Origin of the sequence: Nostoc sp. C057 (assembly GCF_013393925.1) — a bacterium.
Taxonomy (GTDB): Bacteria; Cyanobacteriota; Cyanobacteriia; order Cyanobacteriales; family Nostocaceae; genus Nostoc; species Nostoc muscorum_A.
Genome location: NZ_CP040281.1, coordinates 5,432,053 through 5,455,411 on the forward strand (window position 1 = coordinate 5,432,053; position 23,359 = coordinate 5,455,411).

The following is a 23,359-nucleotide window of genomic DNA, read 5'->3' on the forward strand; positions in this document are numbered from 1 at the left end:
GCCCCTACCTCAAAATGTTTATAAACCTTTTAATTAAGCTTAATCTAACTCCCTGCGTCCTTCCAATGCCCTTGCCAGAGTCACTTCGTCGGCGTATTCCAAATCACCACCTACAGGCAAACCAAAGGCAATCCGCGTCACCTTGGTAAATGGTTTCAATAGCTGACCTATATATAGTGTTGTTGTTTCCCCTTCTATACTCGGACTAATTGCCAGAATAACTTCTTGAGGTTTTTGCTGATTTACCCGTCGCTGCAAAGCCAGTATATTCAGCTGTTCTGGCCCAATTCCATCAATTGGAGAAATCACCCCACCCAAAACGTGATATTTGCCTTTGTATTCGCGGGTTTTTTCCAGCGCAATTACATCGCGGGGATCTGCTACGACACAGATAGTATTGTTGTCACGGTTGGCATTGCGACAGATTTCACAAACAGGTTCAGCAGATAAGTGAAAGCAAACAGAACACAAGCCTATCTGTTTTTTGGCTTCAATTAATGCTTGTGCCAAAGCTTCTACTTCTGCTTCTGGACGCTTCAAAATATGCAAAGCCAGTCTTTGGGCAGATTTAGGGCCAACTCCCGGCAGGCGTTGCAATTGCTCAATTAACCGTGCTAAAGGGCGTGCGTAAACCGTTGTCTTATCTCCAGAATGTTTTACCTTAACTATGATGACATTTTTCAGGTACTTCCATCTGTCTGGTATGGCGTTTATTATGGAAGCTTTTGAGCCTACCTGCGATCGCTTACTTTAATCAATGTAAAATTTAGTCTGCAATTTAGCATACTTAGTAAATACACGCAAGTATAAATATTTGCGTGTATATTTTTATTTCTATCTGAATAATTTTTATTTATTGGGGTGATAGCTATTTTGTAGAAGTGGCTCACATTCAACAAAACAATACGTTTGATTTTACACAATTAATCTAGCAATGACACCTTAGCGTAGCGAGGCAAAGTCTAGCCAAATTAAATTTTGCGTCTTCCGAAATAGGCTATTTCAGAGTTGTATTTAAAATGTATAACCTAAATTAATTCAAACAAAATAGATGAATTGTTGATTGAGTATTATCAGGAGTTTGTTTTAGAAATAACACTTGTACTTACTTTCATGAGTGTGATTAGTCTGCAATATTCACCCAATTTATTCAGATAATCATCCGAAAAATAGATTAGTACATCTTCCAAGTTGCACGAATCTAATAAACAAGCACTATTTTATACATTAATTTATCTCCTATGATTGCCCTAACAAAGACATTAGTAAAAACAGTAGCAGAACCAGAACAGCTAGAGAATATTGATTTACTTAACTCGAAGCGAGCTAATTTTTTACAAGAAGTAATTGAAGGCTTAGAAGACGGTATATTAATTTTAAGCCAAACTGGTGAAGTAGTACATAGTAATGCGTCTGCTAATCGCCTTTGTTGCCAATTCAATCAAGACAATTTCAACCCGAATTTTGTACCGCCAGCTATCTGGAATCTTTGTGAATCTTTACTCAGTAGCCAGTATTTGTTTTCTGATAAACTTCTGATTTTGTCGGATGAAATTGTACTTGATAAGTCAAATATTTTTCGGATTAGGGTGAGACTGCTAGATTTAGATGGGTTTGAAGTGCCTTGCTTATTAGTTACCATAGAAAACCAGTATGAGTCTGTAAAAAATGTAGCACTCACTGAAGTTAAAAAATTTGACCTCACGCCACGAGAAGCTGAAATTTGGTTTCTCTATAGAAGCAACTACAGCTACAAAGAAATTGCTATGAAGCTTTACATCACCATAAACACCGTGAAGAAGCACATGAAAAATATTCACACTAAGCGACAAGCAAACTTTTCTGATAATTGAATGATAGGACGGTAATAAAAACCGATTCTTAAAATTCAATAGATTATTACTTATTAACCTATTATCCACAAACGAGTATTTTATGAATAAATCTTGGATTGTTCTATAGATAAAAAATACTAGCCCTTGCTTTCATACAAGGGTAGTTATTTTAACCGCGATCCTGTCTAATTTTAGTGTTATGCAGATTTTAACTAAGGAGAATCGGGGGTTTTTTGCAGACGTAATAAGGTGTTGTAAACCTGCTGTTTTAAAAGATCGTTATTTTGTAGTTCTATAGTGATTTTGTTAAACTGATCGATGCTCAAACCATTATCTTGGACAATTTTTTGAGAGTTATTACAGTAATTTACTGCGATATCTTGAGCCTTTCTAGGAAGATCATTTATGCTGTTAGAATCGTTACAAACAATTTTGGGAACTTCTCCACTGCCAATCAGGTTTTTAATGGTTTCAAAAGCCTTTTGACGTGCTGGTTCCATTGCTAGCACTGCTTGAGCGTAGCTGTCAATTTGAGTATTGTTAGCTATTGGTGATGCAGTTTGACCATAAGCTTTTGAATTAACTGAAAAAGCGTTAGAAATGACACTCGCAGTAGCGATCGCGCCGAAAAAGAATGATTGGCAAAGGATTCGCTTTCGGCTGGATCGGGAAAGGAAATTGGAAATTTTATTCATATAGTGTGTGACACAAAACTACATCAGGGATATTATAAGGACTTTGAATTATTTTCAGAGTTGGAAGTTCCAGCAACTGTTCAATACATCAAGTTTTTATATTTGATTGTCAACTTCCTCGGCATATTTGACAAAGTTCGATGACTTTAGTCTGAAATGTTGACATTTCTGATGCTCCTTGCTTGAGGCTCACTTCTAACTCCAATAGTAGAGGTAAGCAGGAGATTAACTGTTGCACAGAAAGCAGTTTGATTTCTTGTTGTAAGAAATAGATCCGCTTGGGATTACCGATATCAGCAGCTTGAGCGATCGCTTGTTGGTTGCGCTCACCACTTTCTATCATAATCTTGACCCATAGCCAGGTGCGAAATTGTCCAATCAATGTGGCCACTATCCGTAATCCCGGCTCAGAAGCATTGATCATATCTGCCAAGGTTGTCAAAGCTTTCGCTGTATCTCCTATTCTGATTGCTGCTGCTAATTGTAAACTATTTTGAGTAGTATTTCTTACTAACTTTGTAACGGTATCTACGTCTAAAGGCTTATTGGTACCGTGGGCATATAACCGTAATTTCTCTATTTCATTGTAGAGCAATCGCGTATCATTTCCGACGGATTCTGCCAACAGTTGGGCAGTATTGGCAGTCAATTTTACGCCCACAGTCTGGGCTACTTGATTAACAGATTGCACTAGTAATTCGGTTTTCCAAGGGGGAATGAGGGGAAATTCTCGGAATTCGGTAGCAAATTGTTTTAACAATTTCGTGGATTTGAGGCGTTCATCTGGCTTGTTGCGGCTGCTGAGTAATAAAAATGAGTTTTCGGGAATGACAGATAGCGATCGCACCAGTTCCCCTAAGACGTTCTCTGGACAGTGCTGACACAAGGTTGTATTTATCAGCCATACCAAGCGCCCACCAGCGCCGAAAGTGGGTGTCATCACCTGATTTAACCCCTGGATAGCAGCATCAGCTTGATCTGGGGTGAATGCAGTGTAATTAAAACTTATCCAATTGGGATCGAGAACGCGATCGCGCAAAACAGCGATCGCCTTTTCCATCGCAAAATCATCTTCACCCCAGTAAACATAGATTGGCATAGATAAACCTCATTGGGCATGGAGAATGGTGCATTGGAGAAGAATTCTTAAAACTCCTACCTCCTAACTGCTAACTTCCTCAGCCCCAAAAACTAAATACTTTTAAAATCATTCTCTTATTCGGGGTAATTTTCCCTAAAATCTATCAAGTGAGAGCGTGAGGCTATGAAGATTGGACGACAACTATCAAACTTACTTAAATCGGTTAGCACGACTGACGCTGCCAGAAGCCTACAGATCCCAAGCCCAGCATATTCAGGAATCTTCTAAATTTCAGCCAAATTCCGGCTTGAGAGAAGCAGCGTCTTTTCCTGGGTATACGCTAATTACAACGCCTGCGGCAGAAGAAAAATCAGAAAATTCTGCTTTCTATGCCAAATTACAGACTTACCAACAGGAACTTTTGCAGTTGCCTGTAAACCGTAATTTGATTATACCTGTACCTCCTGCTAGCTTCCATGTAACTTTAGCGGATTTAATTTGGGATCATGCTTACCTTGATGCCCGCGAAAATAATCCAAAATTTGACGAGGAGTTACCCTCTTGTTTAGCCGAAATGTTTCAGCAATATCAACAATTGATGACAAATAGGAGTCATCCGATTAAATGGCAAATGCTGGGACTGATACTGATGCCAAGAGCTATAGCTGTTTGTTTAGTACCTCAAAATGAAAGCTGCTATGAGGAAATTATTAAATTCCGCCGAACAATTTATCAAAATCCCAAGTTGATTGCCTTGGGTATTGAGCAGCATTATCATTTCACTGCCCATGTTACATTAGCCTATTTTGGGGAGGTTTCATCTGACTTAGACCGCACAAGTTTCAGCACAAATCTTTCGGAATTGAATGAAAAATGGCTGTTTAATTTGCCAGAATTTTCGATCAATCGTGTTGAATTACGAAAATTTGACAACATGACACACTATTATCGTGAACCAGATTGGCCGATTTTAGATTTTTAAGTCATTAATTAGTAGTTAGTAGCCAGTAGTTTCCACTCACTGGCAACTGACTACTGATTATCGAACAGAATCCAGGAGTCAGGAGTCAGAATGGGCTAAACCTTAGCTATCCGCTAACAGAATGAATTTTGTACGACTGTCCGATAGCGCAGCGTAAAGCCTTTGGCATGGCTACGCTATCGAGCGTCTTGATTCTGACTCCTGAATTCTGACTTCTGAATTCTTCTTCAAGATTTTGTATTTTAGGTAAACTTAACTTTTTACCAATGCTGTAAATAAAATCTCTCGCCTAAAATTTAGGTTCTTGATACACGAGATAAACAGCTTCTAAAAATACATCAGGTGTAACAGCTTCTGGCAAGTTTTCTAAATTAATAATAGCTACTACTTGCTCGGCTAACTTTAGAGATAGTGAGGCTCTTGCCTTTAATGACATTGCAGCCCGTCGCTGCAAATATTCACGAATAACTGCAAAATCATCGGGCAATAATTTCGATAAATCGGCGATTTGGATTAACTGTTCATAAAGTTCCTTTGCCTGTTCTGAAATTGTCAATGTCGCAGATGCAATGGGTGTTTCAGCTTGAATTACAATTGTACCGGCAGCCAAATCACCTAAACGCTTTTCACGACTACCCAACATAATTAAAAAAGCGCCAATAAATAAAGTCTCATCAAAGGGGCGTAGTAGGGCACGGAGAGTTGCTTGTTGTAACCCAATGAGCCTGCCATCATCTCGAACTACGCGAATCTTAGCAACCCGTTTACCAGGGGTTTGCCCAAACCATAAGGTTTCAAAAAATACAAAATAGCTGATGTAAATTGCAAAGGCAATAATGAAGAAAATTGCTAACAACCAAATGTCTAAATTTGGTAAACTCGTAAAAAAGTCTTCAATAAAATTTACCAGCTGCGTTGAAAAGACAGCCCAGGTAAAGACAAACAAAAGCAAAGTTATACCCAACACTGTATAGTCAATCAGCAGCGCTAAAGCTCGATTACCAATTCCCGCTAAAGTAAATTCCAACTCTACACTTTCTGGAGTCTGGAATGTGATGCGATTAAAAAAGCGCATATTTTAACCAATTGAAAATTAATAGAGTTGAATTAAGGCGTTGAGTTAACGAAAATCTTGTGTAGGAGGTTGTCTTAACTGCAAACCCAGACCTTCACGCCGAGTCCGCAAGTCCAAGTATAAAACAGCTTTTAGTGCTTGCCAGAATGGCATTATCAAAACTCCACCTACTAAGCTACCAATGACAGAAATAAAATACACAATTCCGTAGATGACAGTACCAGGCTCAAGCTTGATGAGGAATAAGCTAGGTACATAGTTTAATACAAACACTAATGGCAGTGTAACGAAAAAAGCAACTAAAACAACGCCCTGAATGCGAAGTACCGAGGCTTTAGTTAACTCCCAACTTCTAGCAACACTTTCGCCACCATTAACATTTTCTTCAACTGCTAGCGGTACCTCAGCTACTATCCAACGAGAGTAGAACCAGGTTAGTCCCAACAGTAAAATAATTACCATTAAAATTATTGTCAATGTGGTTGTGACTATAACACCCGCAGTACCTAATATCCCTCCTAATAACGCTACCAGCAAAGCAGACAGAATACCACCTGCGATCGCCAATCCTAAATAAACTAGCAGCAAAGATACTCCTACCTGAAAACCAACTCTTAAAAATGACCAGAGACGCGGATTAACATGGCTGCTGGCGGCTTGGACAGTTTCAGGTTGGTAAATCAATTCTCCAAAAGCCAAGCGTGAAATTAGTCCAGAGATGGCTGCATATTTTGCCCAGCCATAAATCGGAAGGAGAACCCACAAGTGAGCGATCGCAGCCAGTTTCAGATAAGTCTTAAGATGAGAACGATACAATCGCACCGCAGCACTGACAACATTTCCTACACTCAGTGGTTGTATCTGGCCGGAAGATCCAAAATTTTCAGACATAATGGCAAATTTCCCTTGAAACTACGGAGATCAATTTGAGGCTATCTTAAGCTAAGTTAAACTCAGTGTTCCCAAAATTCATGAATATTCAACGTTGGATTGCGCGACGAGAACCAAATTGGCAACGTCTGGATGCCTTATTAAAGCAGATAGAAAAAAAAGGGCTAAAGTCTCTAAGGGCAGCAGAAATTAGAGAGTTAGCGAGTTTATATCGTTCAGTAGCGGCAGATTTGGCTCGTGCCCGTACCCAGCAAATCGGCAATACTTTGATACAAAGTTTACAATCTTTAACAACTCGTGCCTATACGCAGATTTACCAAGGTTCGCGACGACAGGAATGGCAGGCAATCCTAGAATTTTACAAATGGGGATTACCCGATGTAGTCCAGAAAACATTTGCATATATTGCTGTAGCCACGGCACTGTTCCTACTGGGGACACTAGTGGCTTGGTGGTATTCTTGGCAAAACCCCAGCTTTATGGCTTTGATCGTACCTGAAAGTTTGATTACCAAAGTGCGAGATGAGCATAAATTATGGATGGGGTCGATTGTCGGCGTTGAACCTCTGGCATCCAGCAGTATCACGATCAATAATCTGTCAGTATCCTTTGGTGCTGTTGCCGGTGGCATCACCGTCGGTCTATATACAGCCTACTTGATGATTTTTAATGGCTTATTAATTGGTGCTGTTGGCACTTTAGTTGGTCAAAATAATCTGGCTTATCCTTTTTGGGCCTTTGTGTTTCCGCATGGTTCCTTGGAATTACCCGCAATCTTTTTTGCTGGAGGTGCAGGATTTTTATTAGCAAGAGCAATTTTATTTCCTGGTAAATATCGCCGTGGGGATGCACTGAAATTTTATGGTTCTCAGGCGGTGCAGCTAGTATTTGGCATTGTACCAATGTTGATTATTGCTGGTACGATCGAAGGCTTCTTTTCACCTAATCCGAGCATACCTGATGCAATTAAATATTTGGCAGGGATGGGATTATTTATACTTTTGGTAATGTATTGTAGGCGCAAGAAAGCATGAAATAATTTAGATGTTGACGGATTGGCAAATTGAAAAATATTTTAGAATAAGGTAAATACTAACGATGTCAAAAAGTATTATAAGTTGAAGCTAGGATAATCATGGTACAAATATCAAATAAAAGATTGACTCTAGAAGAGTTTCTCGCACTACCAGAAACTAAACCTTACTGTGAATACATTGACGGTCAAATCATTCCAAAACCTATGCCTCAAGGAAAACATAGCACTATTCAAGGAGAACTCTGTCCCACAATCAATTCTGTTATCAAAGTCCAAAAAATGGGTTGGGCTTTTCCAGAATTGCGTTGCACTTTTGCAGGACGTTCTATAGTTCCCGATGTCGCTGTATTTTCTTGGGCAAGGCTTCCCGTAGATGAAAATGGTGATATTGCCAATACATTTACTGTAGCACCCGACTGGATAATCGAAATTCTCTCCCCCGAACAAAGTCATACAAAAGTTACAAAAAAAATCTTACACGCTCTCAATCATGGGACTCAAATGGGTTGGTTAATTGACCCTGATGAGCGGTTCATTGCTGTTTATCCTGCGGGACAACAACCTTTACCTTTTGAGGAAATTGAGTCTGTTTTAGCAGTGCCAGAATTTTGTCAGGGGTTACAGTTGACGGTAGGTGATATTTTTGGATGGTTAAAGGTGACTGCGTAACAAATATTTTGTTCAAGCCAACCTACTATTCTTGCACTGAAAATATGCCAAAACGCATCATCACCGAACTAACCGATAAGCACAGATTTTTATCCATTTTCTAGCAAAGTTATATTTTTTAAATTTAGTGATTTACTCATTTTTAATTATTTAAATTTAATTTAAGTTTTTATTGGCATCTTTTTACTAACTAATCTAATCAATCAAATATCAACAAGTAAAAAATATTTTAAATTAAGATTTAAACGCATCTTAATTTATTGTTTATCAATTGTTAAAGAAAGTTTAACCATAACAAATGTACCTTGATTAAGGCTGGAATTACAGCAGGAAGATATTCCTTTAATCAGAGGTAATATGATTTTTTCGACCACCACCTTGAATCGTGTCGTTGCTACTTCATTGGTGACAACTTCTGTTGCACTTAGTCCATTTTTTAGTGCGATCGCACAAGCTGAAACTCTCAATGGTGCAGGAGCAACTTTTCCGGCTCCGCTTTACGAACGGTATGCTCGTGAAGTAAAGAAGAAATATCCAGACTTGAAAATTAACTATCAAGCAATTGGTAGTGGCGGCGGTATTCGTCAAGTCATCGCTGGAACCGTTGACTTTGGTGGTAGTGATGCTGCAATGAAAGATGATGAAATTGCTAAAGTCAAGAACGGTGCAATCTTAGTACCCACAGCCGGCGGCGCTGTTTCTGTTGTTTACAATCTTCCGGGTGTTAACGATCTCAAATTGTCCCGCGCTACACTACCAGCAATTTATTCAGGTCAAATTACCAAATGGGATGACGCAAAGATTAAAGCTGATAATCCAGGTGCTAATCTACCAAATCAAACAATTAAATTTGCTGTTCGTGCTGATGGTAGCGGTACAACTTTCATTTTTACTAATCACTTGAGTGCTATCAGTGGCTATTTTAAAGGCAGAGTTGGAGCTAACACTGCTCCAAAATGGAATTTGCCAAATGTCCTCAAAGGCAAAGGTAATCCAGGCGTAGCTGCTATAGTAGCTCGGACTCCTGGTTCTATCGGTTATGTAGAATATAGCTACGCTGTCCAAAACAACCTCAAATCAGCACTGGTACAAAATAAGAAAGGAGAATTTGTTGCTCCTTCTTTACAATCTGCAAATGCAGCTTTAGCAACTGTTACTTTCCCAGACAACTACCGTGTTTTTGTAGGAGATCCAGGACAAGGTTATCCCATTGTTGGTCTTACTTGGATGATGGTTTACAAACAGTATGCTAATCCTGCTAAGGCTGATGCAATTAAGAAATGGATTAATTGGGTATTGAAGGATGGTCAACAGTATAACGATGACCTCAACTACACCAAAATTCCATCTAATGTAGCGAATCGGGTGCTTCAAACAGTGAATAGCTCTGTCAAACCTTAATTTGCAAACTTTAGGACTTACGTAGAAAATATCCCCCAACCCACTTAAAAAGCAATACGTTTGGGTTAATAAAAATTGTAGGTTGGGTGAAGCAAAGCGCAACCCAACAAAGCTATGAAAATGTTGGGTTTCGTTACTCAACTCAACCTACACAACTTTAGAACTTACGTAGAAAATTTCCCCCAACCTACTTAAAAAGGGGGATTTTAATGTTCCCCCTTAAAAAGAGGGAATAGGGGGATTATCTTACTAATTTCCTCTCCTACTAGAGTAAGTTCATAACTCGTTCTAGTAGTAATCAAAAATCTATTTTATTGATTTGTAATGGAAAATTCATCAGATGATTCAAATCTAGGCGATGAAAGTTTTAATCTAACAGGTGTCAGTGGTGCAAACTTCTGGTTTGACCAAGGTTTTACACGGCTAGTATACTTTTTTGCCGTGATTACTGTTGCAGTGCTATTTTTGATGAGTTGGGTAATTTTCTCAGAAGCTCTACCAGCCATCAAGCAGTTTGGACTGGGGTTTTTGTGGGGAAAAGATTGGGATACAGGTAATCAGATTTTTGGTGCATTACCCTATATTTATGGAACTCTGGTAAGTAGTGCGATCGCTATTTTATTTGCTGTCCCGGTGGGAATGGCAGTAGCCTTAGTCACAAGTGAAAATTTCTTACCTACATCGCTGCGAACCATCCTAGCATTTGTTGTTGAATTGATTGCAGCAATTCCTAGTGTAATTATTGGTTTATGGGGTATTTTTGTCTTTATTCCAGTTCTAGAACCTCTACAAAAGTGGCTAGCCAGCACTTTTAAATGGATACCACTGTTTAATACAGAAGATCCTTCTGGGACTAATATGTTGACTGCTGGAGTTATTCTAGCCATCATGATTTTGCCCACAATGGCAGCAATTAGTCGTGATGTCTTAATGGCTATCCCTAAAGAATTACGTAGTGCATCTATGGCTTTGGGTGGAACTCGTTGGGAAACAATTTTTCGAGTCTTGCTACCATCGGGATTTTCTGGAATTGTGAGTGCAGCCATGCTTGCTTTAGGACGTGCTTTGGGTGAAACAATGGCTGTCACTATGGTGATTGGTAACTCTGCTCAAATCAGCGCTTCTTTACTCGATCCAGCTTATACAATTCCCTCTGTATTAGCTAATGAATTTGCTGAAGCTGAACCGGGATTACATATAGGTGCTTTAAGCTATTTGGGATTGATTTTGTTTGGATTGACTTTAGCTGTAAATATTGGCGCTGTACTATTGGTGAAGTGGGTTGCTAGGAAAAACAAATGATATTTTCTTATCGGTGTAGCAAGACGTTTATCAATCAAAATTTGTAAAAATTATGAGTGGTTACATCCAGTCAGAAACGGATGAATCTTTGGTAGCAGAATTATGCAGTCCTCTGCCAACAGAGCGGTTAATATTTACATACTCAATGAATGCGATCGCCTTTGGTTTTACAGGTCTAGCACTCATTCCTTTATTATCAATTTTGTGGGAAATTTTCATCCGGGGAATATCTGGACTCAAATCAGAAATGTTTGTCAAAGCAGTTATTGATAATGGCTTTGGCAATGCCATCCTAGGAACCATAATCATGGTGATCATTGGTGCTATTTTAAGCATTCCCACAGGGATTATGACAGGAATTTTTTTGGCAGAATTTGGACAAAGCAACACAATTGCTAGTCTTGTTCGTTTTATCACCAGCATTCTTACAGGCGTGCCTTCAATTGTTGTAGGTGTATTCGCTTATGGTGTAATAGTTTTAGTAACTAAAGGATTTAGTGCGATCGCAGGTGGTTTTGCTTTAGCCGTGATTATGCTACCTGTGATTATACTGACAACAGAAGAATCCTTAAAACTGATTCCTGCATCTCAACGCCTCGCCTCTGCTGCTTTAGGTGGAACTCGCTTCCAAACTACTTTTCGCATTGTTGTCACTACTGCAATCCCCGGAATTACTACAGGCATTTTATTAGCTGTAGCTCGTGCTGCTGGTGAAACAGCACCCTTAATTTTTACCGCTTTATTTAGTCTAGATTGGTCAGAAGGATTGTTAAGTCCAACAGCTTCTTTACCAGTATTGATTTTTAACCTCTACAATGACCCCGACCCAGAAAAAAGCCAATTGGTATGGACTACTTCTATAGTTTTACTCGGCTTAATTTTATGTGTCAGCATTATTTCTCGCTTAGTTATTAGACAGAGAAGAATAAAATGAGCAGAATACAGAATTCAGAAGTCAGAGGTAAGAATTAATTAGTAGATAATTCAGATTTTCTACTAATTTAAAACTATTAAATAGTAATAGTAGAAAATTAAAATATATTTGATTGTCTCCTATTACTATTATATAATTTCGTCTTAATCCTGACTCCTGAATTCTGTTTTTATAATTTTTATTTCGCACCTTAATCAAGCATGAGTAACCTAATTCCAGCTATCAAAGTTAAAAATATCAGCTTTTACTATGGCACAACAAAAGCAATTGAAAAGGTATCAATAGATATTTATCAAAAACAAGTAACTGCAATTATTGGCCCTAGTGGTTGTGGTAAATCTACCTTTATCAAAATTCTTAATCGCATTAGCGAATTAGAAGGTCCTGTAAAAGTTGAAGGACATGTAGAATTTTTTGGTCAGAATATTTACGATCCTCGTGTCAACATCAACCGATTACGCCGCCAAATTGGTATGGTGTTTCAAAAACCGAATCCTTTTCCGATAAGCATTTACGAAAATGTTGCCTACGGTATGAGAATAGCAGGTAGAAATTCAAAATTAGAATTAGATGAAATTGTTGAATCTGCCCTTAAAAGCGCTGCTCTTTGGGATGAAGTGAAAGATAAGCTCGATAAATCAGCTTTAGGGCTTTCTGGTGGTCAACAACAAAGATTATGTATTGCCCGCGCTTTAGCAGTTAAGCCGAAAGTTCTGCTGATGGATGAGCCATGCTCGGCTCTTGACCCCATTGCCACCATGAAAGTTGAGGAACTCCTTCATAGCTTACAGTCTGAGTTGACAATTGCGATCGTTACCCACAATATGCAGCAAGCCGCCCGCGTTTCTGATTTTACGGCTTTCTTTAGCACCGACGAAAGTCGCATTGGTCAAATGATTGAATTTGGCGCTACAGAGCAAATCTTTAACAATCCACTAGACCCTCGCACTCGCGACTACATTTCAGGGCGTTTCGGTTAAGGTATGTTCTAGCGTGACTTATTGATTTTTGTCGAACTATCTCGCGCTAGAAGATACTCATAAAATGTAGTTTAAAAAAGTTATTAATTTATCTTGATAAATAAACTAACTCCTCATTATCCATGAGGTGTATGTGATATTGATATAGAACTCATATTTGATTTTTTAAAAAACTTTATACAACTCAAAAAGCCTTTTTTCCTATTGCCTCTTGCAAACCCACACAAGTAAGTATGGCTACACCACGCCGCGCGAACAAAAATCAAAGCGGATTTCTATATAGCTATTTTAAATCGAACCAGACCAAATTCTTTCTCATAACAAAGATGATACGTCAATTAAGGGGGAAAAGATAGGCATAAAAAGTCTATAAAAGATAATTTTTGGAACACAGTCTTAAGATGAATATCTGATAACAGTTTATCTGCTGGATGACTACAGCATAACTACGTAATTTACATGTATATCTCCTTTTAGGAGTAACATAGTGAAACAGCTGTGCTAATTTGTACTGTTTTACTTAGTTAAGTTTTGTTTTACACGTTTTGGCAATATGAGTAAACTAATTCCAGCCATCAGAGTCAAAAACTTCAGCTTCTCTTACGACACTCAAAAGATAGTTGAAGGCGTGTCAATGGATATTTACCAAAACCAAATCACGGCAATTATTGGTTCTAGCGGTTGTGGCAAGTCTACTTTTATTAAATCGTTAAATCGCATGAGTGAATTAGAAGGAGAAGTGAAGGTTGAAGGAAAAGTAGAGTTTTTTGGTCAGAGTATTTATGAGCGTCGGGTCAATATCAATCGCTTACGTCGCCAAGTTAGTATGGTTTTTCCCAAGCCAAATCTTTTTCCTATGAGTGTTTACGATAATGTTGCTTATGGAGTGAAATTGATTGGATGGCATCCGAAAGTAGAATTAGATGGAATTGTTGAATCTGCCATCAAAGCTGCCGAACTTTGGGATGAAGTGAAGAATAAGTTGCACAAGTCTGCTTTAGAACTTTCTGGTGGTCAACAACAACGATTATGTATTGCTCGGGCTTTAGCAGTCAAACCAAATGTTTTATTGATGGATGAGCCTTGTTCAGGTCTTGATCCTGCTGCTAGCATGAAAATTGAGCATTTGATCCATAACTTGCGTTCTGAGTTAACAATTGTGATTGTTACTCACAACATGCATCAAGTTACTCGCCTATCTGATTTTACGGCTTTCTTTCATAGTAATGAAAATCGTATTACCCAAATGGTTGAATTTGGTACTACAAATAAAATTTTTACTAATCCCGTAGATTCTCGCACCCGTGACTACGTTTTTGCCCGCGTTAATTGAAGTGTTTCTTAAAATCTAATTATTCAGAGGGTTATGACATAGTGCAGGCGGAAATTAAGGTTGAATTTAATTTCTGCTTACTTTGAGTTCTTCTTATGTTGGGCAATGCAGACTGACATTGACAGTCTTTTTTTATACTATATACTTAAAGAAAAGTATCTGCCTAGACCACCTGAACCATAAGATGAAATGTCCTCTGTGCGAATCTACTTCATATTATAAAAATGGTCGTCGCAATGACCAGCAGAATTACCTCTGCAAAAATTGTGGCAAACAATTCTTTGAGCCTGCATTACCTTGTTCCCTGGAAATGGACTTGCTTGCTAACAGCAATGGACATACTAAAGTATCTATGACTGATGAGGCGGAACTTCCTTTAGTAAAAAACCTGCCAGAAGAAAAAATCACAGAGAAAGGTCTTGGCTCTTTTAATTTTATATTAGCTGAAGAACTTCTGCAAACTATATTATCGCCTGATTGCTTAGAATCTTCTGTGTTCAGCCAATTGCTCTTAAAAATTCAGCAAAAAAAATGAAATTAGACATGAGTTAGAAACAGGAATCTCTCTTCTAGTTTTGGATGCAGAAAACTTAAAATTAGATATTAATTCAGAATTGTTTTTAGCCAGTATTTGTAAATTTCCTCTCCAAGTTAAAATTGCATTTGCTAACTGGAAAAATCCCAATATTGGGAAGCAAGATATTGAACTATATAACCGTGGCTATCAACTTGTCCATGTGCCTGAAGGTAAAAATAGTGCTGATGCAAAAATGATTGCATTCGGTGCTTCTATTTTACGCTCTTATCCAACAGTTAAAGAAATATTAGTCTGTTCTAGCGATGGAATTTTAAATCATCTTTGTAACGAACTCCAAAACCAGGGATTGATTGTTTATTGGGTACGTAGACAAGGGCAAAATTTGCATATAGACAACCGGAATACTGGCAAAATAACTTATTATTCTTTGTCAATGGCAACAGAAGTTACATCTTTTGAAAAAGTGATTGATCCAATTCAAGATTTAATTAAAACTGAAGAGGAATCAATCAATGCTAAATTAAACAGTTTAGTTGATGTTGCAACTTCATTTCAAGAAAGATGCGAGATCAATATTAAACATAATTTAAATCAGCCAGAAAAAGAGAAACCAATATCTGTTGTAGATAACTCATTTGCTGAATCTATTAAAGTCCAAGAGAAACAAGAAGAATTTACGGAAATTTCTAATCGAGAAATATTAGATAAATTACTATTTAAACTTATTCAAGATATACATATAAATTCTCCTCAAACTAAGTTATCTGTGTCTAAGCTAGGTACAGAGATCCGGAAAATAACCGGAGAATCTCCTAATTCAATTATTAAAAAATTAAAGTTAGGTTCCAATTTTACTAAATATTTAGAATCGTCTTCCACATTTACATTAAAAGCGAGTGGCAAAGAATACGAGGTAACAGCACTATTCTGCGATTAGATACTTTCTGGATGTTTACGTACAACCTGAGCCTGTAATTCAGTATTATGTAAACAGATGTAAAGAAATATAAATATTGCAATGCAGGATAAAGTTGTCGTTATTGTCGGTGCTACTGGTGGTATTGGTTCAGCTTTAACACATAAACTTGCGCCCACCGGAGTCCGGTTGGTATTGGCTGCAAGAGATGCAGTTCGTTTAACAACACTAGCGGCTGATTTACCAGGGGAAGTTTTGACCGTTCCCACTGATATTACTGACCCCCAACAAGTAGATATTTTGATAGAAAAGACCATCGCTAAGTTTGGTCAAATCGATATTTTAGTGAATGCAGCCGGTGTAGGTATACTCAAGCCTTACAACAGCCTGGAACCTGCTGATTTAGATAAAATGCTAGATGTCAACTTAAAAGGCAGCTTTTATACTAGCCAGGCGGCTGCTGAAGAGATGCAAAAGCGCAAGTCTGGTCACATCTGTAATGTGGTAGGAATTCTCGGCAAGCATTCGATGGGGATGGCAGCAGCTTATTCTGCTTCTAAGTTTGGTGTTGTGGGTTTTAGCAAGTGCATGGCAGAGGAACTCAAGCGTTTTGGTATCAAGTTCACGCTATTCTACTTTGGTGGGGTAGATTCTCCTTTCTGGGATAATGTCAACCTAAAAGTAGACCGGAAAAAAATGCTCAGTCCTGAAACTGCTGCCAATGCTATTTTCTTTGCCCTTTCTGCCGAACCGCAAGCTGTGCCAATGGAAATTAATATTCAACCTGATAGTCATATGTTCTTTTAGAGTGGGAGTTCGCCTAAATAATTCCTGCTTAGGAAGGACATGAAAATCTAGCAAAAGAGGCAAAATTTACAGATATATAAGCTGTTATGCTGGATTTTCAATATCTATGAAAATTGATCACGTTCATTTCTATGTAGAAGATGCCAAAATTTGGCGGGATTGGTTTGTACACCATCTTGGTTTTCAATCAGTAGCCGATCGCAACAGTTCGTTTCACACTTGTACAGAAGTGGTGAAAAGTGGTGCTGTCTGCTTTTTTCTATCTTCACCACTGTTACCTACAAGTCCAGTAGCGGAGTTTTTGCGTAAATATCCCCCTGGTGTGGCAGATGTAGCTTTTGCTGTGGAAGATGTCGAAGCTGCGATCGCACAAGCTCAAAAACATGGTGCTACAATCCTACAACCCATCCAAGAACGCCAGGTAGGTAGGGCTTTTCTCAAGTGTGGCAAAATTGCCGCCTGGGGTGGACTGACTCATACATTAATAGAAAGGTCATTTGTCAGTAGTCATTCGTCATTAGTTTTTGACAAAGGACAAATGACAAATGACAACACTTTTGCTGCTATAGATCACATTGTGTTAAATGTGGCAGTTGGTGAATTGGATCGTGCTGTCGCTTGGTACGAAAAAATCCTAGATTTTCAACCCCAGCAAGCATTTAAAATTAAAACCAATCGTTCTGCTTTACACAGTCAGGTGATGGTTTCGCATAACGGCAGCGTCCAACTGCCAATTAATGAACCAGCTTCCAAAAATTCCCAAATTCAGGAATTTTTAGATGTCAATCGGGGGCCAGGTATTCAACATATTGCCTTACGGACAACTAATCTGGTGAGTGCGATCGCTAAATTTCGTGCCAGTGGTTTACCTTTGCTTTCAGTTCCCCAAACCTACTATTCACAGCTAAAACAGCGTTCAGGACTCACGCTATCACCTCTAGAACTAGAAGCGATCGCTCAACAAGAAATTCTCGTAGACTGGCAAGAATATACTCCCGTAGGGACACAACAAACTGCACCCCTACTACTGCAAATTTTCACCCAGCCTATTTTTGAACAGCCAACATTTTTCTTTGAGTTTATTGAACGCCGTTTCCAAGCTCAAGGTTTTGGCGAAGGTAACTTTCGCGCCTTATTTGAAGCCATTGAAAGCGAACAAATCAAACGTGGTACCCTGCAATAATGCCTGAGTACAAAATATCAATTGAAATTCAGCCAGACTTGATACCCTCAGAAAATAGCCATACATCTGAGATAATTTTAATAAAAATTAACTTTTTCCGCCGATGCTAAGACTGATTACTGACTTCGACGGTCCAATTATTGATGTTTCCGAACGGTACTACCGTGTTTATCAATTCTGCTTAGAGAAAACTCGTCGCCCAGATCAAGTAGTGCAAGAACTTCCGAAAGCGGAATTTTGGGAGTTAAAGCGATCGCGCGTTCCTGAAAAACAAATCGCCTTAAATTCAGGGTTAGATGAAGCCCAAGCCCAAGAATTTGCCCAGTTGCGGCGGCAAACTGTGCATACAGAAGCTTATTTCAACTATGACACTCTCGCGCCTGGTGCTGTGGATGCACTGTTAAAAATTCAAGAAGCGGGAATTGATTTGGCAGTCATGACCATGCGCCGAGTTCGAGAACTAGATTATGCTTTTAAAAAACACGATTTAGGGAGATTTTTCCCGGAAAATCGTTGTTATTGCCTGAGTAACGACTACGTTAAAACTCGTGATATTGAAGATAAGCCCTTGTTAATGGCTAGGGCATTAAAAGAACTGCCTCCGGCTGCCGATACCTGGATGGTGGGAGATACGGAAGCCGACATCACCGCAGCTAAAAATTATGATATCAAGGTGATGGCTGTGGAATGTGGTATCCGCGATCGCACTCAATTGGAACTTTACCATCCCGATTTAATCGTTAAGGATTTCAGTGCTGCTGTAGATTTAGTTTTAAAACCCAAACACCTTGTCTAGAAAGGCTCTGTAGCTCTAACAGATTGAATTAATCGTACAAATGAAAGCAGGAGTCAGAATATGTATTCTGACTCCTGACTCTATATCTTTGAGAAGAACACATATAAACCATGTATTCTTTATGGAAATTTGCTTACAGCTAGTGGTTTACCGTAGAAAACTACTAACCAACCACAACAATATAAACGTTACTACGGTAGAGAACTGATTCGTTCCCAGATTGGTGAATGATGATATTTGTGGTAAGAGCCAGCTAGCAACTAGTCCCCCAGCGATTAAGCCAATAATTAAACTTATCAGGGTAAACAAAACTGCTCGGCCAAATTTGCCTTCCTTGCGATTGAGAAAGTAAATACTGGTGCCTACCCCAACCACCAATGCTAACTGCAAAATCTGCTCGCCTCCCTCTGGGTAAAACAAGCTGATAGAACTCAAACCAAGAAACCAAGCTCCTGGTAAAAGTATATCCGCAGGTGTTGGCTGATCCAGCATCCGTTGCAGCCATGCAGGTGACTGCTCACGAGGCGTTGGACTTTCTTTAGGAGGTGATTGCACTCGCAACTCTGGAAACCGGATGCGCTCAGGAACTTTAATTTTACCTTCCTGGCGCATCCGTAAGCGATCCATTAAAATCGCATCGTAAGCTGCTTCAATTACTTCTAAATGCTTGGCATCGCCACTATGTTGCTCGAATAGGCGATTACGAGCATCCTGAATTTCATCGAAGCTAGCCTCTTCTGATACCCCAAGTTTTTCGTAGGGATTTTGATCGCTCATGGGAGTTTGTTACTTCAGCCTCAGTCAGCGGCAGTCTTTTGTCGAATAAAAAACAGTTTTAGGTTTTGTTTTAATCGAAACTAAAGTCTCGACCTACTTTTATGCCCTACCAGGATAGTAGCACGGGTTAGTTTGATTGACTTTGTAATTTCAACTATAGTCACTTTAACATATCGCTATAACTCCGTGTATACCCTCATGTCGTTGCTTAATTCTGGCTTTAATCTAGAATTTGAACGGAGAGTACCTAAAATCCAGAGTTTTTATGAAAAAATTAACTTTACTGCTTTCAATTTGGCAAAATTACTGTGCCCTAATAGAATTTTTTTAATTATACTGAATAATCGCTTGTGGTATATATCCGCATATCGATTTAAAATTGAAACGTTTTAAGTTGCCATCTAACTAGAACTATTACGGCTAAAGTCAGAGCGCCTATCTACTGTGGCTAAAAGAAGTTTCGCGTTTTCATCGCCCACATTTCTGATTACAGTATTTATTTGTGAATGATCGGGATTCCCATACCGTAGCCATGTAGATTCTTAGTTAGTCCCAAAGTGGTAACTGCGTTTTTACGCAACTCTCTTGTTAATCTTACGAATTTTTGTGCAAAGTAATGGTCATGGCTCCTGCCAAGATTCTTGTAGTTGACGACGATCCTGCGGTTCGGAATTTAATCCAACGCTTTTTGATTAAACAGAACTATCAGGTGGAGGCTGCCGAAGACGGAAAGACAGCCTTAGCTCTATTTGAGCAATTTAACCCTGATTTGGTGATTCTAGACGTGAATCTACCAGATGTAACGGGGTTTAACCTTTGCCAAGAGATGCAAAGTCGTAATGGTGTTTTTGTTCTGATGTTGACTAGCCGTGCTGACGAAGCTGACAAAATTCGCGGCTTTGCCAAAGGTGCTGACGACTATCTCACCAAGCCTTTTGGGTTGGGAGAGCTAGAAGTCAGAGTCGGAGCGATTTTGAGACGGCAGCGAGTGATAACTACTGCCGAGCAGAAACGCTTGGTATTTGAAAAACTGATGATTGATCCGGTGCGACGGGAGGTAGCACTTAATAACCAAGCAGTACCCTTAACTGCGCTGGAATTTGACTTGTTGCATTTTTTAGCAAGTCATCCAGGTCGAGTTTGGCGACGGGCAGAACTAATCCAAGAGGTGTGGGACTATGAATATGTCGGCGACCAACGGGTTGTAGATGTACATATTGGTCAAATTCGCAAGAAGATTGAAATTGATGCTAGTCAGCCAGCATTAATTCAAACTGTACGTGGCGTAGGGTATAAGTTTGAATCTCCTGCTCACCCCCAACATTTGGAAGCTAAGTCCTGAGTCTATAGTCTAGAGTTTTTTAACTCTTGACTGTTGACTCTTTGGGTAGTGATTAGTGAATTTCTTTAGCCTTAGTAAAAGACAAATTTAGACAATTAAACATAGATAGAATTGCTCAAATACTGACCAGACAGTTATTTGAAATGTTGGTTTATCAATTCAAGACGGTGGACAGTAAAGAAAGTCCACTGGAAAATATTTCTTTGGATCTGACTGTTTTGGCAGATATGTGCTTAGGTGAAGTTTTTAGGGGCGCATAGCTTGTCAATTTAATCTGAAATCGGCGCTTATAAACCGCATCTACACTTGAATTTACCTGCCTTTGCAGGTTTCATCACAAGGAGCTTAAGCCCCTTGTTTTTTCTTGCTCAGGCTCTAAGTTGACACTAATGTAAAAATACGTATACGCAGTAGGAGCAATTCATGAGTTGCCCTTGCTGCGTATAGTTTTGAGCAAGTTATAGAGCAGAATCTACTGAATCCTTTTTATTAGACATCTCCAAAAATTAAATATGCGTTATCCAGAATCCTTTTAGAGACGTAGCACTGCTACGTCTCTACAATCATTTTCGGAGATGTCTATTGTAATATTGCCCCGATATGCTTAATCGCTATTGGATCAAATCCCATTTATGGGGCACGGTTTGCCGTGCCCACATTTAGAGTATGAGCGAGAATAACGCCCGTACTTATGGAGTATCTAATAGATTAGCTGTTGCGGGTGAATCGATACTGGGCGTTTCTACTGAGGAGTGGTGGAATAAAGTTTCCAGATAGACTCGGGCAGCCCGGCGATCGCTATCTCCATTTTGGAGTAAAAACAATGATAGTGCAGCCGTCAATACCCTATTTTCATCCCAATCAGGATGGGTTTCTAAGTAGTTTTTTAAGGATTCGTGGAGTGTTTCGGGAATTTCTGTAAAGATGCTAACCGTTGATTTCATGAGATTTTCCTCCTATGAGGATAATCAAGAGGGACAAGTTGCTTGCGGTGAAGCGGCTTATGGCTTCCTCACCCTTACGGGTTCGGTAGTTTCTCATGGGGGAAACCCCCTTGGCGCTAGCCTCTCCCTTTGGGAGAAGACCGAACTACCTCACCACTCTTTTGTCATCCCGACAATCTACGTCTACATCTCAGGTAATATATTTTACACATTTGATGCCAACGGTTGAAGGAATTACAAAAGCAAGCCGAATCATTGTGCGCCAAGAGGGGGTGGGTTTGTCAATGCTGCGAAATGTTAAAAATGAATGTATAAAAAATAAATACGAACGAAAGAATAAGCATTAGAGCCTATTTTTCGTTACTTTACTTTATAAAAACTCAGTCCTTGAAGTTCTTTGCCACTGTTAATTAACAATCCCCAGTCAGAGGGTAAGAAGCCCATTAGTTCGTAGTGAACCTGTGGAAAACTGCTAAAATCCCTGTGGAAACCCTGTGGAATGAGTGAGAAAAATAGCAGCCAATGATAAGAATTACAAAAATGTCACCAAACTATGACATCTAAACTCATGAAATTAGCTTCTCAATCTCAGCTATCATCGTGGCTGCCCTCAATACATCCCCAAGTCTGGATTTTTGCGATAGGTAGATTTCTGTCGGAAGTTGGCACCGGCTGTACCCTGTTTTACGCCCCCATCTTTTTTGTGAATGAAGTTGGTTTATCTGCAACCAGTGTTGGGGTAGCCTTGGGTAGCGCCTCGATTTCCGGCATTGTGGGGAGGATTGTAGGTGGTTCTTTGGCTGATTCTGAACACTGGGGCCGCCGCCGCACTTTGTTGCTAGCGACGGCGATTTCAGCAATTGCTTCTCTGGTTTTAGCTGCAACCAATGATTTTACTATTTTGGTAATTGGTAGCTTGATTAGCGGTTTAGGGATAGGTTTCTATTGGCCGGCGGCTGAAGCTGTTGTGGCTGACGCTAGCCAGATTGACAATCGCCGCGAAACTTTTGCGATCGCACGACTGGCTGATAATCTTGGGTTAGCGATCGGAATTATGCTTGCTGGGTTTTTGATCGCGGTAATTGGGAGTTATCGATGGCTATTTATCATTGATGCCATCTCTTTTCTGATGTTTTTTGGGGTTGTCTATGTGGGAATTAGTAAAACCGAACAACAGCAGATAGGGGAATTTGAAAAGAAAGAACATTTTGCTTCTTGGATGGCAGTATTAAGCGATCGCCGTTTCCTGGTCTACATCGCAGTTAATATATTCTTTACAATCTATATTTCTCAAATCCATAGCACTCTGCCGCTTTACTTCAAAAACTTTGTTATCAAAAGTACTACCGAAGGATTTGCTCAAACTACTATTAGCGTTCTATTTGCTTGGCATCTGGTGCTAGCTATCATTTGTCAGTTGCCTGTCACCAGTTTCTTAAAACGCTGTTCTCACACACTGGCACTCACCGTTTCCGCCATTCTTTGGGGAGTTGGTTTTGGACTCATTTGGGTAAGCGGTACTGCCCCATCTTATAATTTAGTTTGGGTAGCATTGGCATTGGGAGTATTTGCAGTTGCAATTGTTTCTTATACTCCATCTGCCGCCTCTTTAGTCACTGAGTTAGCCCCGGAAAATCAACGTGGCGTTTATTTCTCCGTCAATGCTGTGTGTTGGGCGATTGGGTCTTTTATTGGTCATCCATTGGGTGGATGGGCATTAGATCAACCGCAAATTATTACCAATACTTTTTGGCTAGGATTCCCCTTGAGTGTGCTGATTGTCGTGGTGATTTTACAGTATCTCAATCGGATTTTAGCTGATATTAATTCTGTATGAAGATG

23 protein-coding genes and 1 pseudogene are annotated in these 23,359 nt (G+C 39.4%); 17 read left to right on the forward strand and 7 right to left on the reverse strand.

Annotated elements, in window-relative coordinates; translation table 11 throughout:
• Positions 1–39: 39 nt before the first annotated feature.
• Complete coding sequence (recR, locus tag FD724_RS23205; RefSeq protein ID WP_242060742.1) at positions 40–597, reverse strand: recombination mediator RecR; 558 nt, start codon at positions 595–597, stop codon at positions 40–42.
• A 644-nt stretch (positions 598–1,241) separates the two neighbouring features.
• Between recR and FD724_RS23210 the strand changes: the two genes are divergently transcribed.
• Positions 1,242–1,853, forward strand: a complete 612-nt coding sequence (locus FD724_RS23210; RefSeq protein WP_179074246.1) for a LuxR C-terminal-related transcriptional regulator — start codon at positions 1,242–1,244, stop codon at positions 1,851–1,853.
• A gap of 194 nt (positions 1,854–2,047) precedes the next feature.
• Here the strand turns inward: FD724_RS23210 and FD724_RS23215 are convergent, their stop codons facing one another.
• Positions 2,048–2,530 carry a DUF4168 domain-containing protein gene (locus tag FD724_RS23215; protein WP_179074247.1) on the reverse strand — a complete coding sequence of 161 codons (483 nt, stop codon included), beginning with the start codon at positions 2,528–2,530 and terminating at the stop codon, positions 2,048–2,050.
• Positions 2,531–2,639: 109 nt separating this feature from the next.
• Positions 2,640–3,629 carry a DNA polymerase III subunit delta gene (gene holA, locus FD724_RS23220; RefSeq protein ID WP_179074248.1) on the reverse strand — a complete coding sequence of 330 codons (990 nt, stop codon included), beginning with the start codon at positions 3,627–3,629 and terminating at the stop codon, positions 2,640–2,642.
• A gap of 172 nt (positions 3,630–3,801) precedes the next feature.
• Here holA and FD724_RS23225 point away from each other — a divergent pair, with 172 nt between their 5' ends.
• Positions 3,802–4,593 carry a DUF1868 domain-containing protein gene (locus tag FD724_RS23225; protein WP_179074249.1) on the forward strand — a complete coding sequence of 264 codons (792 nt, stop codon included), beginning with the start codon at positions 3,802–3,804 and terminating at the stop codon, positions 4,591–4,593.
• 289 nt (positions 4,594–4,882) lie between these two features.
• On the opposite strand, the gene FD724_RS23230 is transcribed toward FD724_RS23225, so the two are convergent.
• Both FD724_RS23230 and FD724_RS23235 read right to left on the reverse strand, forming a co-directional pair.
• A complete protein-coding gene (locus FD724_RS23230; RefSeq protein WP_179074250.1) occupies positions 4,883–5,668 on the reverse strand; it encodes an RDD family protein in 786 nt (261 codons plus the stop codon).
• A 45-nt stretch (positions 5,669–5,713) separates the two neighbouring features.
• Entirely contained in the window at positions 5,714–6,559 is an 846-nt protein-coding gene (locus tag FD724_RS23235) for a hypothetical protein (protein WP_179074251.1), read from the reverse strand.
• Positions 6,560–6,639: 80 nt separating this feature from the next.
• Here FD724_RS23235 and FD724_RS23240 point away from each other — a divergent pair, with 80 nt between their 5' ends.
• The 12 genes from FD724_RS23240 (at position 6,640) to FD724_RS23290 (ending at position 18,454) form a co-directional block, all read left to right on the forward strand.
• Entirely contained in the window at positions 6,640–7,593 is a 954-nt protein-coding gene (locus FD724_RS23240) for a stage II sporulation protein M (RefSeq protein WP_179074252.1), read from the forward strand.
• A gap of 101 nt (positions 7,594–7,694) precedes the next feature.
• Complete coding sequence (locus tag FD724_RS23245; protein ID WP_179074253.1) at positions 7,695–8,264, forward strand: Uma2 family endonuclease; 570 nt, start codon at positions 7,695–7,697, stop codon at positions 8,262–8,264.
• A 357-nt stretch (positions 8,265–8,621) separates the two neighbouring features.
• Positions 8,622–9,665, forward strand: coding sequence for a phosphate ABC transporter substrate-binding protein PstS (pstS, locus tag FD724_RS23250; RefSeq protein WP_179074254.1), 1,044 nt, complete (start codon positions 8,622–8,624; stop codon positions 9,663–9,665).
• A 324-nt stretch (positions 9,666–9,989) separates the two neighbouring features.
• Positions 9,990–10,967, forward strand: a complete 978-nt coding sequence (pstC, locus tag FD724_RS23255; protein ID WP_179074255.1) for a phosphate ABC transporter permease subunit PstC — start codon at positions 9,990–9,992, stop codon at positions 10,965–10,967.
• A 52-nt stretch (positions 10,968–11,019) separates the two neighbouring features.
• Positions 11,020–11,901 (forward strand): phosphate ABC transporter permease PstA, encoded by an 882-nt coding sequence (gene pstA, locus FD724_RS23260; protein ID WP_179074256.1) that lies wholly within the window; start codon positions 11,020–11,022, stop codon positions 11,899–11,901.
• Between the two features lie 200 nt (positions 11,902–12,101).
• Positions 12,102–12,881: a phosphate ABC transporter ATP-binding protein PstB gene (gene pstB / locus FD724_RS23265; RefSeq protein WP_179074257.1), complete on the forward strand. Its 780-nt coding sequence runs from the start codon at positions 12,102–12,104 to the stop codon at positions 12,879–12,881.
• Between the two features lie 553 nt (positions 12,882–13,434).
• Complete coding sequence (locus tag FD724_RS23270) at positions 13,435–14,214, forward strand: phosphate ABC transporter ATP-binding protein (RefSeq protein WP_163927552.1); 780 nt, start codon at positions 13,435–13,437, stop codon at positions 14,212–14,214.
• 118 nt (positions 14,215–14,332) lie between these two features.
• Entirely contained in the window at positions 14,333–14,749 is a 417-nt protein-coding gene (locus FD724_RS41035; RefSeq protein ID WP_256874338.1) for a hypothetical protein, read from the forward strand.
• A gap of 40 nt (positions 14,750–14,789) precedes the next feature.
• Entirely contained in the window at positions 14,790–15,689 is a 900-nt protein-coding gene (locus tag FD724_RS23275; protein WP_256874339.1) for an NYN domain-containing protein, read from the forward strand.
• A gap of 81 nt (positions 15,690–15,770) precedes the next feature.
• Positions 15,771–16,475: an SDR family oxidoreductase gene (locus FD724_RS23280; RefSeq protein WP_179074258.1), complete on the forward strand. Its 705-nt coding sequence runs from the start codon at positions 15,771–15,773 to the stop codon at positions 16,473–16,475.
• 106 nt (positions 16,476–16,581) lie between these two features.
• Positions 16,582–17,658, forward strand: coding sequence for a 4-hydroxyphenylpyruvate dioxygenase (gene hppD, locus FD724_RS23285; protein WP_179074259.1), 1,077 nt, complete (start codon positions 16,582–16,584; stop codon positions 17,656–17,658).
• Positions 17,659–17,761: 103 nt separating this feature from the next.
• Positions 17,762–18,454, forward strand: coding sequence for an HAD family hydrolase (locus FD724_RS23290; protein WP_179074260.1), 693 nt, complete (start codon positions 17,762–17,764; stop codon positions 18,452–18,454).
• 147 nt (positions 18,455–18,601) lie between these two features.
• On the opposite strand, the gene FD724_RS23295 is transcribed toward FD724_RS23290, so the two are convergent.
• Positions 18,602–19,231, reverse strand: coding sequence for a CPP1-like family protein (locus tag FD724_RS23295; protein WP_114081822.1), 630 nt, complete (start codon positions 19,229–19,231; stop codon positions 18,602–18,604).
• 622 nt (positions 19,232–19,853) lie between these two features.
• Here FD724_RS23295 and FD724_RS23300 point away from each other — a divergent pair.
• Positions 19,854–20,573 carry a response regulator transcription factor gene (locus tag FD724_RS23300; protein ID WP_041565535.1) on the forward strand — a complete coding sequence of 240 codons (720 nt, stop codon included), beginning with the start codon at positions 19,854–19,856 and terminating at the stop codon, positions 20,571–20,573.
• A 752-nt stretch (positions 20,574–21,325) separates the two neighbouring features.
• Here the strand turns inward: FD724_RS23300 and FD724_RS23305 are convergent.
• A pseudogene (locus FD724_RS23305) lies at positions 21,326–21,517 on the reverse strand (DUF2811 domain-containing protein); the annotation flags it as partial.
• Here FD724_RS23305 and FD724_RS23310 point away from each other — a divergent pair.
• Complete coding sequence (locus FD724_RS23310) at positions 21,516–21,746, forward strand: hypothetical protein (RefSeq protein WP_179074261.1); 231 nt, start codon at positions 21,516–21,518, stop codon at positions 21,744–21,746. The pseudogene FD724_RS23305 and the gene FD724_RS23310 overlap by 2 nt on opposite strands.
• 339 nt (positions 21,747–22,085) lie before the next feature.
• Positions 22,086–23,354: an MFS transporter gene (locus FD724_RS23315; protein WP_256874340.1), complete on the forward strand. Its 1,269-nt coding sequence runs from the start codon at positions 22,086–22,088 to the stop codon at positions 23,352–23,354.
• Positions 23,355–23,359 lie beyond the last annotated feature (5 nt).